The organism is Candidatus Tumulicola sp., from assembly GCA_036490475.1.
Taxonomy (GTDB): Bacteria; Vulcanimicrobiota; Vulcanimicrobiia; order Vulcanimicrobiales; family Vulcanimicrobiaceae; genus Tumulicola.
Genome location: DASXDT010000006.1, coordinates 21,359 through 34,988, shown reverse-complemented (window position 1 = coordinate 34,988; position 13,630 = coordinate 21,359). Strand labels below are relative to the sequence as shown.

At 60.8% G+C, this 13,630-nt stretch carries 13 protein-coding genes; 8 read left to right on the top strand and 5 right to left on the bottom strand.

Annotated elements, in window-relative coordinates; all coding sequences use genetic code 11:
* Window positions 1–2 precede the first annotated feature (2 nt).
* The 8 genes from VGF98_07770 to VGF98_07735 all read left to right on the top strand — a co-directional run bounded on the left by VGF98_07770 (window position 3) and on the right by VGF98_07735 (window position 9,430).
* The gene (locus tag VGF98_07770; GenBank protein ID HEY1681514.1) at window positions 3–1,184 is read left to right on the top strand and encodes an ATP-binding protein; all 1,182 of its coding nucleotides are present in this window, start codon (window positions 3–5) and stop codon (window positions 1,182–1,184) included.
* A 56-nt stretch (window positions 1,185–1,240) separates the two neighbouring features.
* Window positions 1,241–1,390: a hypothetical protein gene (locus VGF98_07765; GenBank protein ID HEY1681513.1), complete on the top strand. Its 150-nt coding sequence runs from the start codon at window positions 1,241–1,243 to the stop codon at window positions 1,388–1,390.
* A 48-nt stretch (window positions 1,391–1,438) separates the two neighbouring features.
* Entirely contained in the window at window positions 1,439–2,230 is a 792-nt protein-coding gene (gene pstB, locus VGF98_07760; GenBank protein HEY1681512.1) for a phosphate ABC transporter ATP-binding protein PstB, read from the top strand.
* Between the two features lie 134 nt (window positions 2,231–2,364).
* Entirely contained in the window at window positions 2,365–4,047 is a 1,683-nt protein-coding gene (locus VGF98_07755) for a hypothetical protein (protein ID HEY1681511.1), read from the top strand.
* Between the two features lie 126 nt (window positions 4,048–4,173).
* Window positions 4,174–5,820, top strand: a complete 1,647-nt coding sequence (locus tag VGF98_07750) for an OprD family outer membrane porin (protein ID HEY1681510.1) — start codon at window positions 4,174–4,176, stop codon at window positions 5,818–5,820.
* 55 nt (window positions 5,821–5,875) lie between these two features.
* The gene (tdh, locus tag VGF98_07745) at window positions 5,876–6,934 is read left to right on the top strand and encodes an L-threonine 3-dehydrogenase (GenBank protein HEY1681509.1); all 1,059 of its coding nucleotides are present in this window, start codon (window positions 5,876–5,878) and stop codon (window positions 6,932–6,934) included.
* On the top strand, window positions 6,931–8,130 hold the full coding sequence (locus VGF98_07740; protein HEY1681508.1) for a glycine C-acetyltransferase: 1,200 nt from the start codon (window positions 6,931–6,933) through the stop codon (window positions 8,128–8,130). Before tdh ends, VGF98_07740 begins: the two co-directional genes overlap by 4 nt.
* Window positions 8,131–8,155: 25 nt before the next feature.
* Entirely contained in the window at window positions 8,156–9,430 is a 1,275-nt protein-coding gene (locus VGF98_07735; GenBank protein ID HEY1681507.1) for an FUSC family protein, read from the top strand.
* Window positions 9,431–9,451: 21 nt separating this feature from the next.
* Here the strand turns inward: VGF98_07735 and VGF98_07730 are convergent, their stop codons facing one another.
* From VGF98_07730 to VGF98_07710, 5 genes are read right to left on the bottom strand one after another with little or no spacing between them, the layout of a single operon-like run.
* Complete coding sequence (locus tag VGF98_07730; GenBank protein HEY1681506.1) at window positions 9,452–10,006, bottom strand: manganese efflux pump; 555 nt, start codon at window positions 10,004–10,006, stop codon at window positions 9,452–9,454.
* A gap of 15 nt (window positions 10,007–10,021) precedes the next feature.
* The gene (locus VGF98_07725) at window positions 10,022–11,164 is read right to left on the bottom strand and encodes a threonine synthase (protein ID HEY1681505.1); all 1,143 of its coding nucleotides are present in this window, start codon (window positions 11,162–11,164) and stop codon (window positions 10,022–10,024) included.
* Entirely contained in the window at window positions 11,164–12,594 is a 1,431-nt protein-coding gene (locus tag VGF98_07720; GenBank protein ID HEY1681504.1) for an amino acid permease, read from the bottom strand. Before VGF98_07720 ends, VGF98_07725 begins: the two co-directional genes overlap by 1 nt.
* On the bottom strand, window positions 12,519–13,349 hold the full coding sequence (tauD, locus tag VGF98_07715) for a taurine dioxygenase (GenBank protein HEY1681503.1): 831 nt from the start codon (window positions 13,347–13,349) through the stop codon (window positions 12,519–12,521). The genes VGF98_07720 and tauD overlap by 76 nt, the downstream gene beginning before the upstream one ends.
* Before the next feature lie 9 nt (window positions 13,350–13,358).
* Window positions 13,359–13,598, bottom strand: a complete 240-nt coding sequence (locus tag VGF98_07710) for a hypothetical protein (protein HEY1681502.1) — start codon at window positions 13,596–13,598, stop codon at window positions 13,359–13,361.
* Between the last annotated feature and the right edge of the window lie 32 nt (window positions 13,599–13,630).

Sequence of the window (13,630 nt, the reverse complement as noted above, 5' to 3'; positions counted from 1 at the left end):
TGGTGCCCGACGCGATAGTTTGGGGATTACCCGGGGCGATCGCAGGAGCCGCGTGCGCGACGATCGCCGCCGCAGTCATTTCGCGCCGCCGCGCAGTTCCGTCCGATGTCGCGGCCTCCGCCGGCGCGGTGCCGGACGATCGCATAGAAGGTGCGTTCGTACGGCTGGCTCGCGCGTTACCGATCGGTGTCGTGTTGGTCGACGCACAGCGCCGGATCGAATTTGCCAATCCTGCGGCCGGGGCGATCTTCGGATTCGATCTCGAGCGCGCGGTGGGATCGCACGTCATCGAAGCCATTCCCAGCGTCGAGATCGAACGCCGCATCGGCGATGCCCTAACCGGTGAAGCCTCGGTTGCACCGATGTCGCTGAGCGCGCAGGACGGCGGGCGAGTGTATCGCGTCTCGGTGTACCCGCTCTTGGGCGAAACCGGTACGATGGAGCGCGTCGTCGTTTTGGCCGACGATCAAACCGCGCTGACCCGCCTCGAGCGCGCTCGCCGCGAGTTTCTTTCGAACGTGTCGCATGAGTTGCGAACGCCGTTATCGTCGATCAAGTTGATGATCGAAACGGTGCTGGCATCGCCCGACGACGAAGCCGGCGATCTTTTTTTGCCGCAAGTGTTGCAACAAGTCGATCGTCTGGTGGCGTTGGTCGGTCAACTCTTAGAACAGGCGCGCGCCGAGTCGGGTCAGATGAAGCTCGCGCTACGTCAAATCGACTTAGAAGAAGTGGCGCATCCGATCATTTCGTCGTTCGAGCCGCAGGCCGTCAGCAAAGGCGTCGATCTCGAGCTCGTTACGCTACGCCCGGTTCAAGTGGAAGCCGATCCCGATCGTCTGTCGCAAGTCTTCGTCAACTTGATCGACAACGCGTTGCGCCACACGCGTTCCGGCGGGCGCATCGCAATCGAACTCGACGCCCGTGGAAGCGACGCGGTCATTCGAGTCCGCGACACCGGCGAGGGCATTCCGTATCGCGACGTGCCGCGAATTTTCGAACGGTTCTATGTTGTAGACCGCTCGCGCCGGCGAGAAAGCGGCGGCGGCGCCGGTTTAGGGCTGGCCATCGTCAAGGGCATCGTGGACGCGCACGGCGGCGCCATTTCGGCCGAGTCGTCACTAGGCCGCGGCACCACGTTCACGATCCGAATTCCGATCGTGCGGATCAAACGAGAGAGCTGAGGCACGCTTAAGCCAGGCATAAGACGCGCATAACGTGTGTGTGGCACCCTAAACGTATGGAAGCTGCAGCTACGACGAGTCTCCCCGACGGGCCGGACGTCGCGATGCGCCTGCAGGTGCTGGCCGTCCTCGAGGAACTTTGCCGGGACCTCACCCTGCACGACGTGCGCGAATGGTACGCCGAATCGATGGGCGATCGTTTCTAGCGGCGGTCCCAGGGCGAGGCGGCGGCATCCGGCGAACACCACCGCGCCATGACCGCGACCGGCTCCCAGCGACCGATGGTTTCGTCGCAAGCGAAACTACAAGCCCGCGATTTGAACGTCTATTACGGGTCGTTCCATGCGGTCAAGAACGTGAGCCTCACCATCCCCGACCGTCGCGTCACCGCGCTCATCGGTCCTTCGGGATGCGGCAAATCGACGTTTATTCGTGCGCTCAACCGGATGCACGATCTCACGCCGGGCGCGCGCGTTCAAGGGCAAGTTCTGCTCGATAACTCCGACATCTACGATCGCGGCGTCGATCCGGTGACGATTCGTGCGCGAGTCGGCATGGTGTTCCAGCGGCCGAATCCGTTTCCGCAGTCGATCATGGAAAACGTCACCTACGGACCACGTTTGCAGGGCGAACGCCGGCCGAAGGTATTGCGCGAAATTTGCGAGCGGAGCCTGACGCACGCGGCACTTTGGAACGAGGTCAAGGATCGCCTCGACCGCTCCGCGCTCGACCTCTCGGGCGGGCAGCAGCAGCGGCTGTGCATCGCACGCTGCTTAGCGGTCGATCCGGAGGTCATCCTCATGGACGAGCCGGCTTCGGCCCTCGACCCGATCGCGACCAGCAAGATTGAGGATTTGATTCACGTTCTCAAACAAGAGTATACGGTCGCGATCGTCACGCACTCGATGCAGCAAGCCGCCCGCATCAGCGACTTTACGGCGTTCTTTCTACTGGGTGAAATGGTCGAAACCGATTCCACATCGTCGATCTTTACGAAACCCCGCGATAAGCGTACCGAGGACTATATCACCGGACGCTACGGCTGATCCGAGGTCTGCGCCGGGGCTTATGTACCGGTGTACGCTGGGTACGCCCCTTAAGCGTTTCATAACAATAACTTAATCCCCAACGGATACAATTTCTCTGACCCACACGGCTATTGAAGGGAGCAGTGTTCCGCGTGGCTGTTTCAGTATTTCGCTATTTCTTGATATCCGCTGCGGCGGTAGCGGCAACGGCCGCCGGCGCATTTGCGCAATCCGCCCCGGCTTCGGTCGTGCCGGCGGCCGTACGGCAGTCGAACGTCGCACAAGACGTTGTGCCGACGCCGAGCCCGACGCCCGATCCGTTCACGTTCCGCGGATATATCCGCTCGTACTACTTTACGCGTCAGAACGCATCGAACAATCCAGGCGTCCAATTCAACTTCACGCCGGGCGCGAAGTACAACTCGAACGGAGTTAACCAAGCATCTTGGAACAACGGCCTCAGCCTGCACGCCGACTACGCACTGAATAGCCTTCTACCCGGACTGTACATCGGTGGTTCGTACTTCTACGCGAATCCAATCAACGGCACGTGTACGGTCGCGTCGACGCACGCGAAAGGCATGCCGTGCGTTTCTCAATCCCCGCCCAACACAAACCCCGACGACACGCTTCCGGGATTTGCGATGAGCACGTTCCCCGAAGCCTACCTCGGTTTCAAGGGCGACGGTCTCAGCGTCTTAGCCGGCAACCAGTTGTTCAATACGCCCTGGGCCAATCCGTCGGACTCGCGTTTGAAACCGGCAGCCTTTCAAGGTGCCGACGTTTCGTACGTCTTCGACAAGTCGTGGACGTTCGAAGCCGCCGACATGTGGCAGTTCGAAAACCGCACGAGCAATAACTTCGAAAACACCACGTTGCTTACCAGCTTCCCCGCCGGCGGCGGCGGCATGGGCGCCAATATTTACGAGCCGGGCGGCGGTAGCATCAATACCTCCGGCGTCGCGTACGGACACGTCGGTTATGCGCCGCCGGACAGCCCCGTCGCGGTAAACGGTTATTTCTACGGCTTTTCCGACTTGGCGAACATGTGGTGGTTCGACGGAAAGTACACTTTTCAACAAGTGCGGTTCAAGCCGTTCATCGCGCTGCAAGGCGGTACCGAAAGCAACGCAGGTCAGTCGTATATCGGCAAGATCCGCAGTTCCGACATCGGCGTTCAGCTGGGCGCGGCCGTTAGCAAGAACGTTGTCGTCGCGGCGAGTTTCGATTCGATTCCCTGGCAGAACGATACGGTGAACTTGCCGAAAGGCGTGACGTGTAACAACGCCACCAATCAAATCTCGAGTAAGGGTGCTACGCTCGGATACTTCTTGCCCGGTAACGGCGGATCGTCTGGGCAAGCCGGCGTCTGTTTTACCAATCCGAACGGCACGACCGACATTTACTACGGCGGTTGGGCCAGCCCGTACACCGACTCATATGCAACCGACCCGTTCTTCACGACGAGCATCAGCCAAGGTATGGCCGACCGTCGCGCGCCCGGTACGTCTTACAAGATCGCAGCGACGTTCACGTCCGACAACAAGCGTTGGGTGTTCACGGCGGCCGACTCGTGGTTCGACTACAGCAACGCGCTGGCGCCCGAGAACACCAACGAGTGGAACCTCGACGGGCAGTACCACTTCAGCCAGGTGAAGGGTAAGTTCTATCGCGGATTACTACTGCGGTACCGTTACGCGCAGCGATCCGAATCTAACGCATACTGTGGTGACATGCACGCCTCGTGCCCGGGGGGCTTGGCGATCGGCACCAGCTACCTCGGCGGCCTACCGCTCTTCAAATACAATCGTGCTCAGATCGAGTACGACTTCTAAGTAGGTCAAGAGAGCATCGCGCGGATGGATCGCCGGCAACGGCGGTCCATCCGATTTTATAACCTAGGTTATTTTCTGTGCACAAAGAAAAGGTGACTTGAGTCATCTTCTTAGAGGGAGCACCTTTTGAGTTACCGGAGTATTACGCAAGGCCTGGTCGCCGCCGGCGTCCTTTGGACGGCCATGGGGGCGCACGCCCAGGCGCAAACCTCTCCAACACCAGTCCCACCGCCGGCAACGGTGGTCACGGGCACGCCGACCCCCGGCCCGCTAACATTTAACGGACAGTTCCGTTCGTATTATTTCACGCGTCAAAACGCGTCGAACAATCCGGGTGCGCAGTTCAACTTCAGCAGCCCGAAATATAGCTCGACCGGCGTGAACCAGGCGTCCTGGAGTTCGTCCATAGGCCTACACGCCGACTACCAACTGCCGGATCTCAAAGGCCTGTTTATCGGCGGTTCGTACATCCTTGCGAACCCGGTCGACGGCCCATGTTCGGTTGCCGCGAATCACGCGAAGGGCGACCCGTGCGTGAGCCAAGCTCCGCCCAACACGAACCCCGACGACACGTTGCCGGGATTCGGACTCGACACGTTCTACGAAGGATACATCGGCTTTAAGAATGCCGATTGGTACGCCAAGGGCGGCGACCAGGTGTTCAGCTCGCCGTGGGCGGGCCCGTCGGATTCGCGCCTAAAGCCGGAAGCGTATCAAGGCGTCGACGTTGCGTTCACCGGTCTCAAGAATTTCACGTTCGAAGCTGCCGATATGTGGCAGTTCGAAAATCGCACTGCCAACAACTTTTCGAATACCACCCTGCTCACGAGCTTCCCGGCCGGCAACAGCGGTATGCCCGCCAACATTTACGTGCCGGGCGGCGGCTCGATCAACACGAGCGGGTTCTTCTACGGGAAGGCCGGCTACTCGAGTCCGTCCGGCCTCACGCTCGACGGTTATTTCTACGGCGTGTCGGATCTCGCTAACATGTGGTGGTTCGACGGAAAATACGTCTTTACAGAGTCGAAGTATAAGCCGTTCGTCGAGATGCAAGGCGGTACTGAATCAAATGCCGGTGTCTCCTACATTGGCAAGATCGACAGCCAGGTGATCGGTGCACGCATCGGTGCGAACGTTACGAAGAACATTCTGCTCACCTTCGCCTACGATGGATTGCCGTGGCACAATGAAACGACATTTCTTCCCAAAGGCGCGAGCTGCAGCAGTTCGACTTTTCAACTCGCGACCAAGGGCGTTACGGTTGCGAACTTTCTGCCGCTGACGAACAACGGCACCGCCGTGTGCTCGAATAATGCTAATGGCTCCGTCAACCTGTACTACGGCGGTTGGGCCAGCCCGTACACCGACAACTATACGTCCGACCCGTTCTTCACTACGATGGGCGCGCAGGGCATGATCGAGCGTCGCTCGGCCGGCTCCTCGGAGAAGCTCGCCCTCACGTACACGTCCACCAACAACCGGATCACCTTCTTCGCCGCGTACGGCTGGCTTCAATACGGAAACGCGCTCGTGTCGAACGCGAACACCTGGGAGTGGGACATCGACGGCACGTACCGGTTTAACAAATGGAGTGGTAAGGGGATCTACAAAGGCCTGATGCTGCGCGATCGATTCTTCAATCGCTACATCGGCAACACGTTCTGTGGAGCGAGCAGCACGACGTGTCCTGTTGGATACGCGTACGGCGCGCAGTACCTCGGCGGTCTGCCGGTGTTCAAGTACAACCGGGCGCAGCTCGAGTACGACTTCTAAACTCCCCGCGTCGAGCATGACCGCGGCGGCCCCAAGTGCAATACTTGGGGCCGTCATGTCATCCATGCGAGCACTTACCAAAGCCGCCCCGGGCCCGGGCTTCACGCTGGCCGACGCTCCGATTCCGCAAATTGGCCCGAACGACGTTTTGATTCGCGTTGAAAAAGCCGGCGTCTGCGGAACCGACCAGCACATTTATCGCTGGGACGCATGGGCTCAGGAACGTGTTCATCCACCCTTGATCGTCGGACACGAGTTCATGGGAACCGTTACCGAGGTTGGCTCGGCGGTGCGATCGGTGGTGCCCGGCGACCGCGTGTCCGCCGAGGGGCACATCGCCGATTTAACGTGTCTGTTGTGCCGCACCGGCCAAGCGCACATTTGCCGGCAAGTGGAAATTATCGGGGTCGATCGCGACGGCGCCTTCGCCGAGTTCATCGCGATGCCCGAGTATAACGTTTGGAAGCTCGACCCGGCGATTCCGGATAAATACGCCGCAATCTTGGACCCTTTCGGCAACGCGGTCCACACGGTAATGGCGGCCGGCGTTAGCGTCAAGAACGTGGTGATTACCGGCGTCGGCGCGATCGGTTTGATGGCCGTCGGCGTTGCGCGTGCGGCCGGCGCCAACGCGATCTTCGCAATCGACCGCAATCCCGCTAAACTCGAAATCGCACGACGACTCGGCGCAGACGAAACGTTTCTTGCCGGCGACGAAAGCATCGCCGACCGCGTGCGAGAGAAAACCGGTGGCAACGGTGCCGACGTGTTGCTCGAGATGTCGGGCGCCGAGTCCGCGATCGACGCGGGTTTGGAGACGTTGCGCAACGGTGCGGTCGCAGCGATGCTCGGTATCCCGAGTCAACCGATCCGTATCGATTTGGCACAGCGCATCATTTTCAAAGGCATCACGATGCTGGGCATCAACGGACGCCGCATGTTCGAAACGTGGTATCAGGCGCAGACGCTGCTGGCGAGCGGTCGCATCGATTTAGCGCCGGTCGTGACACACGTGCTGCCGTACTTGGAGTACGATCGTGCTTTTGCTCTGATGGAAAGCGGCGAAGCGGCGAAGGTGGTACTCGACTTTAAAGGAGACCTTGCAACGGCATGAGCCAAACCTTCGAACGGAAACTACAGGGCGATCTCGACGCGCTGCGCGCGGCCGGAACCTACAAGCATTTACGCCACATCACCACGCCGATGGCGCCGGAAGTCCATATGGAAGAGGCCGGCAACGTCATCGTGCTATCGAGTAACAATTATTTGGGTTTAGCCGACCTGCCCGAAGTCGTCGAAGCTGGCAAGCGTGGCCTCGACCAATATGGGGCCGGCACGGCATCGGTTCGTTTTATCTGCGGGACGTTCGACATTCACCGCACGCTCGAGCGTCGCATCGCATCGTTTTTAGGAACCGAGGCGTCGCTCTCGTATGTCGCCTGCTGGAATGCCAATACAGGGTTGTTTGCGACGATCTGCGATCAGGGTTCGGCAATTATCTCCGATGAATTGAACCACGCGTCGATTATCGACGGCGTACGGTTGGCATCCAAAGCGCGTCGCGAACGCTACAAGCACAGCGACATGGATCAGCTGCGCGAAAAGCTCGAGGCCGTTAAAGGCTGCTTCCCGATCGTGATCGTCACCGACGGCGTATTCTCGATGGAAGGGGATCTGGCGAAGCTGCCGGAGATCGTGAAGCTCGCGCGAGCGCACGATGCGATCGTGGTGGTCGACGATTCGCACGGCACCGGCGTCATGGGCAAGACCGGCCGCGGCACCATCGAGCATTTCGGTTTGACCGGCCAGGTCGACATCATCACGGGGACGCTTGGCAAAGCGCTGGGCGGTGCCGCAGGGGGATTCGTTGCCGGAAGCACTGCCCTGATCGAGACGTTGATTCAGCGTTCGCGCCCGCAGCTGTTTTCGAATGCGTTACCGGCGACGGTCGCGTGCAGCTCGCTGGAAGCGATCGAGTATCTCGACGCGCATCCCGATCTGGTGCAACGCCTGCGCGACAACACCGCCTACTTCCGCACCGGCTTGCAACGCATCGGGTATTCGCCGCTCGAAGGCGAGAGCGCGATCGTTCCGATCATCGTTGGTGAAACGTCGTTTGCAATCGCGATGAGCGACAAGCTCTTGGCCGCCGGCGTGTTCGTCACCGGTTTCGGCTTTCCGGTTGTGCCCGAAGGAGCGGCACGAATTCGCGTACAGATTAGTGCGGCGCTGACGAAGGAAGAGATGGACCGTGCCTTGGCGGCGTTTGAAGATGTCGGAAAAGCCGTGGGAATCCTCAGCGCTTCTTAGAGCGCTGAGAGCGGCGGCGCCGGCGATGGCCGGCACGCTCGCAAGTTTTTTGCTGACGTACGCGCTGTGCGTGCGATTCGGAGCGAACAACTCGCCGGCGATTCTTTCGGTGGTATTGTCGGTCGGTCTGACGCGCTCGTTGCAACAGCACGGATTTCACGTGCTATGGCGGCGTATCGTCACGATCCCCGTTATCGCACTCGGCGGCGCTTTGGTGGGCGCACTGTTCTTGCACCTGCCCGCAATTGCGGCGATCGTTTTCGTGCTGGGGATGGGTGCGTCGGTGGCGTTGCGCCGGTACGGCCGTTCGGCCTCGGCCATCGGCGGCGTTATCGCTCTGACGCTGATGGCGATGTTGATCGTTCCCGCGCCGATCGATAGAGCTGCCGGTGTTCCCGTCGCGATCGCGCTCGTGATCGCCGCCGCGATTATCGCGCAGCTATGCTCGTGGGCCGCCGCGTTTGCCGGAAAACTAGCTGGTTGGACGACCACCGTCGAGGCATCCCGGCCGCCTCGCAAGACGGGTGCCCCCGAGCCAACGCGCCGCTTGGCCGCAACCGATCGCATGGCGCTGCAGATGATCGTCGCGCTCGCCTTCGCGTTTGGAATCGGCATGACGGCCTTCCGCATGCACTGGCCGTGGGTCGTGCTGAGCGCATTCATCGTTACCAGCGGTGCGATCGGTCGCGCTGATGCGCTGTACAAAGCGTTGTTGCGAATAGGCGGAGCGATCTTCGGAACGCTCGTCGCCGAGTCGTTGCGATTCGTACACATCGCCAACTCGACCGAGTATGCGATGGTAATGTTTGCGGTATTATTTTTCGGTATGTGGCTTCGCCCGATCAATTACGCGTACTGGGCGGCCTGCACGACGCTCTTATTCGGGCTCGTTCTGGATCCGCAAAGCGGTTCGAGTTTTTCGGTGTTCGGTATTCGCGTTCTCTGCATCGTCGTCGGAGCGGTGTGCGGTGTCGCGGCTACGTGGTTCGTCGTCCCGATTCGCAGCTCGCACGTCGTCAAGCGACGACTGGCAGACGCGATGGGTGATATGCGCGACGTATTGAGCGGCGAAAAACGCGATCTGCACCATCACACCAACCAGCTCGAACGCATCGCACCGGCCTGGCGTTTGCATCGCGCGACGCTGGGTCAGCGGGAATCTCACGCGCACCCCGCGACATGGATCGAACGCGCGCACGCGCTACTCGAGCACATGCGAACGCCGGAATTCGACCGGCGCCAAGCCGGTAGCGATTTAAAACGTTTGCGAAACGACGTCTTCGGCGAACGCCGAGACTAGACGACGCCTCAACGCCTTCGATCAGCTCGCTCCCATCGCGCGCTGCGCGGCGAACACGACGGCCAAGACGATCAGGATGATCCCGCCGCCGAGCTGTGCGCGAGTCCGATTCGACTCGCCGAGATGTTGCCCGAACGATAGTCCGGCGATCGTAAACAACACCGTCGTGACCGCAACCGTGGCCAGCAGGGGCAGCAGCGGAATCGGTACGCCGGGCAACGAGATGCCGATCCCGAGCGAATCGAGACTGATGGATGCCGACGCGGCGATGAGCCCCCAGCCCGAATCGACCTTGAGCACCGGCGCCCTCTCGAAACTCTCGCGAATGACCAGCACGCCGACGCCCGCCAAAATCGCGAAGCCAACGTACGGTGCGATGGTTCCGGCGATACGGCCGGCACCGGTACCAATCGCATATCCGATGACTTGCATGAGCACTTCGGAAAATGAGAACGCTGCGCCCATTCGAATCCGTGCGCTTCGCGGAATGTCCATGATGCCGACGACGATCGACAGCGCCAACACGTCGAGACCGACGGCCAGTGCGATCCCGAGCGTCTTGAGCGCGATGGTCATGTTGTCGGCTGTCCCTTATCGCGGCGCGTATTTTAAGGACGTTGCGGTGTTGAAAAGAACGATCGGCGAGGGCAACTCCACGCCGCTCGATACGAGCGAGCGAAGCGCCGCAAGCGTCGCCCCGCCTTCCTCGGTTGCATCGATGCCTTCACGCTCGTGAAGGTCCCACATCGCCGCTTCCGATGCTTCATCCGAAACCGCGATCGCGTGTCCGTGCGATTCGCGTAGCGCTGCGAGGCTGAGGCGATCGCCAATCCCGCCAGGAACACGTAGCCCCCACATTTTGGTCGTTCCGTTCTCGATACGTTGGGCCGACGTGTCGCCGCGCTGGAACGCTTGGACGATCGGCGCGCAACCCTCGGCTTGGACGCACACCATCACGGGCCTCGACGCATCGATCCACCCGAGTTGTTCCAGCTCGCCGAAAGCCTTCCACATTGCAACGAGTCCGGTGCCGCCGCCAGTGGGATACACGATCGTTCCCGGAACGCGGCCGAGCTGCTCGACAAGCTCGTATCCCATCGTCTTTTTTCCCTCGACCCGATACGGTTCGCGAAACGTCGCGACGTTGAACGCTCCGCTCTCTTGCGCGAACTGCGCGGCCAGCCGCCCGGCCTCGTCGATCAATCCGTCGACCAGCACGACGGACGCCCCGTAGCCGCGCATCTCCTCGGTTAACATCGCCGGCGTATCTCGCGGAACGTAGACGCGTACCGGCAGCTGTGCGCGCGCTCCGTACGCGGCCAATGCGCCGCCCGCGTTTCCCGCGCTCGGCGCGACCAGCGATCGCACACCCAGCCGCTTAGCTACCGTCACCGCGACGGACATGCCGCGCGCTTTGAACGAACCGGTCGGATTTTGTGATTCGTCCTTTACGAAGATCTCGCCACAAGCGAGCTCGGACTTCATATTGGCGAGAGGGAGAAGCGGCGTGCCGCCTTCACCGAGCGAGATCGGCTGCTCGTCGCTGTCGATCGGCAACATCTCACGATAGCGCCACATCGTCCACGGGCGTAATGCAACAACCTCGCGGGGCATCTCCCCGCTGCGATAGAGAACCAGCAACGGAGCACCGTCGCACGGGCACACCGTCGCCAACGACGTCGCTGAGACCGTATGCGCGGCGTCGCGCGAGCATTCAAGAATATTGGGTAACATCAGGCTTGCAGTTTTCTCGCGGCACTGCGCGCCCATAACGCATATATTGGAATCGCGGAGAGAACGATCCCCAGTCCGATCAGCCCGGAGCGGGGGTCCGTGACGTACGTTACGATGGCGATGCTCCACGAAGCTATGAGATAAAGGCCGGTGGTCACGGGGTGGCCTGGAACGCGAAAGCCGCCCTGCGTCGCCCCTCCAGCGTCGTCGCGCGCGCGAAGCACGAACAGTGCGAGCGCTAGAAGGCCGTTGAACAGATAGACCAGCGATACAACGAAATTGAGGACTTGATTGAAGTCGCCTGACAGCGCGATGACGATGGCCGCAATCCCTTGCAGAGCGATCGCAATGACTGGAACGCGCGTCCGCGGATCGATCCACCCGACCCAACGAAAAAAGAGACCGTCATCGGCCATCGATCGGTACATCCGCGGGACCGTCAACATTCGGTTGCTCAAAAAACCGAGGGTCGCGATGGCGATTGCAATTGATGTCAATCGTGCTCCGATCGATCCCGTCGCCTCTTGCAGTACTGCTGAAATCGGAACCATGGAACGTGCCAATCCGTCGACTCCAAGCGCGCGAAGACAGCCGGTGTTCACGAGTACGTAGAGCATCGCGACACCCGCCATCCCAACCCATAAACCGGTCGGCAACGTTTTCGGAGGGTCGTGCACTTCGTCGCTCATGAAATTGGCAACCAACGCTCCGGCATAGCTAAACAATACCGGAATCATGGCAACGCCGAACGCGAGGGTTACGCCGACCGGCGAACCCGCGACGTGCGAAAGCGGCAGATGGTGATTTGCCGGAACGACGAACGCGGCGACTACGACCGCTGCTAGCGCGAGAAGCTTGAGAAGCGTCAACACATGTTGGACGTTACTGCCGGCTCGGACTCCGAACGAGTTGATGAGTACCAGAATGGTCAACGTGACGATTGCGACGAGCGTTGGTGGTGCGGACATCGCGGTCGACGAAAGAAAATATCCCGCGAATAGAACGGCCGCCGCCGCCAATCCGCCGCTGAACGACGCCAGTAGCGACGTCCACCCGTACGCAAATGCCACGACCGGATGAAACGCGACCCGCAAGTACGCATAGGCGCCTCCCTCCTGCGAACAACGGGCGCCGAGTTCTCCGAGCACAAAAGCGCCGAAGAGCGCGATCAGTCCACCCGTCAACCACGCGGCGACGATCAACGTCGGAGCGGGTATCCGTTGCGCTACGACCGCCGGCGTACGGAAGATGCCCGATCCGATGACGCTGCCCATCACGAGCAGCGCGATGTCGGCGACGCCGAGTTTTCGCGCGGGGGTTGGAGGCCGCTGCGTCCCTTTGGAAAGCGGAATGTTCAGATGGGCCGTTCGCCGAGAATCGTTGCACGCCGAACGACGCGCCGCTGCGGATAGTAATCGGCGAGGGCGCAATGCTGGGTCCAGCGGTTGTCCCAAAAGGCGACGTCACCGTTTTCCCAGTGCCAACGCACTTGAAACTCCGGCTGCGCCATGTGCTCGAACAAGAATCGCAACAGCGTGTCGCTTTCGCGCGCGGAGACACCCTCGATGTGCGAGGTGAAATCTTGATTGACGAAGAGCGCCTTGCGTCCCGTGTTTGGGTTCGTCCGAACCACGGGATGCGAAACCGGCGGATGCTCCGCATACATTCGCTCGCGGCGCTCTTCAAGGCCAAGCGCGGCAAATCGCTCGGGCGTGAAGTTTCTTGCAAACGAATGGATGGCGCGTAATCCGGAGACGAACTTTCGCATCGGCTCCGAAAGCGCATCGTACGCCGCATACATGTTCGCCCAGAGCGTATCGCCGCCGATTTCCGGAATCTCTTGTGCGTACAGGACGGCACCCATCGGCGGCGTCGCGAGGTACGTAACGTCGTTGTGCCATCGATCGCTGTTGGCGCGACGTGCGGCATCGTGTTCGAGGATCATGACTTCGGGCGCTTCGGCGCGGCCCGGATAGAATGGGTGCGTGTACAGCGTCCCAAAGCGCGCCGCGAAATCGCGCTGCTGCACCGGCGTGAGCGATTGATCTTTAAAAAACAGAACGAGACGATCATCGAGCGACGAGAGAATGTGCGCGACGTCGCCGGCCTCCAGCTTGGCGCCGAGGTCGATGCCTCGAACGACCGAACCGATTGCCGGCGTCAGCGCTTTTTCGGAGTATCCCACGCCGGTTGGCTACTCGGTGGCTGCGGGATCCCCGGAAGCATCCTCGATCTCGGTGATCTGGTCTCCACCGTGGATGACTTCAGCCACGGGCGGATCGCCCTCGCGAATCGGGTCGGATGAGACTACGTAGTGGATGTGGCCGTGGCCATGGGTGTCGGAGGCGTGTAGAACGCCGGCGAGCGTGCGACGGTCGGCCAACGTCACGCGGACCGCTTTGCCGACGTAGGGTTTAATCTCTTGATCAGTCATAGTGCGCGAAATCATCCTCCGGGCGCGAGAAG

What these genes read in the sequence shown, in the direction of transcription:
- VGF98_07765 (HEY1681513.1), top strand. Translation starts at nt 1,241, where the DNA reads ATGGAAGCTGCAGCTACGACGAGTCTCCCCGACGGGCCGGACGTCGCG.
- pstB (HEY1681512.1), top strand. Translation starts at nt 1,439, where the DNA reads ATGACCGCGACCGGCTCCCAGCGACCGATGGTTTCGTCGCAAGCGAAA.
- tdh (HEY1681509.1), top strand. Translation starts at nt 5,876, where the DNA reads ATGTCATCCATGCGAGCACTTACCAAAGCCGCCCCGGGCCCGGGCTTC.
- VGF98_07740 (HEY1681508.1), top strand. Translation starts at nt 6,931, where the DNA reads ATGAGCCAAACCTTCGAACGGAAACTACAGGGCGATCTCGACGCGCTG.
- VGF98_07735 (HEY1681507.1), top strand. Translation starts at nt 8,156, where the DNA reads ATGGCCGGCACGCTCGCAAGTTTTTTGCTGACGTACGCGCTGTGCGTG.
- VGF98_07730 (HEY1681506.1), bottom strand. Translation starts at nt 10,006, where the DNA reads ATGACCATCGCGCTCAAGACGCTCGGGATCGCACTGGCCGTCGGTCTC.
- VGF98_07725 (HEY1681505.1), bottom strand. Translation starts at nt 11,164, where the DNA reads ATGTTACCCAATATTCTTGAATGCTCGCGCGACGCCGCGCATACGGTC.
- VGF98_07710 (HEY1681502.1), bottom strand. Translation starts at nt 13,598, where the DNA reads ATGACTGATCAAGAGATTAAACCCTACGTCGGCAAAGCGGTCCGCGTG.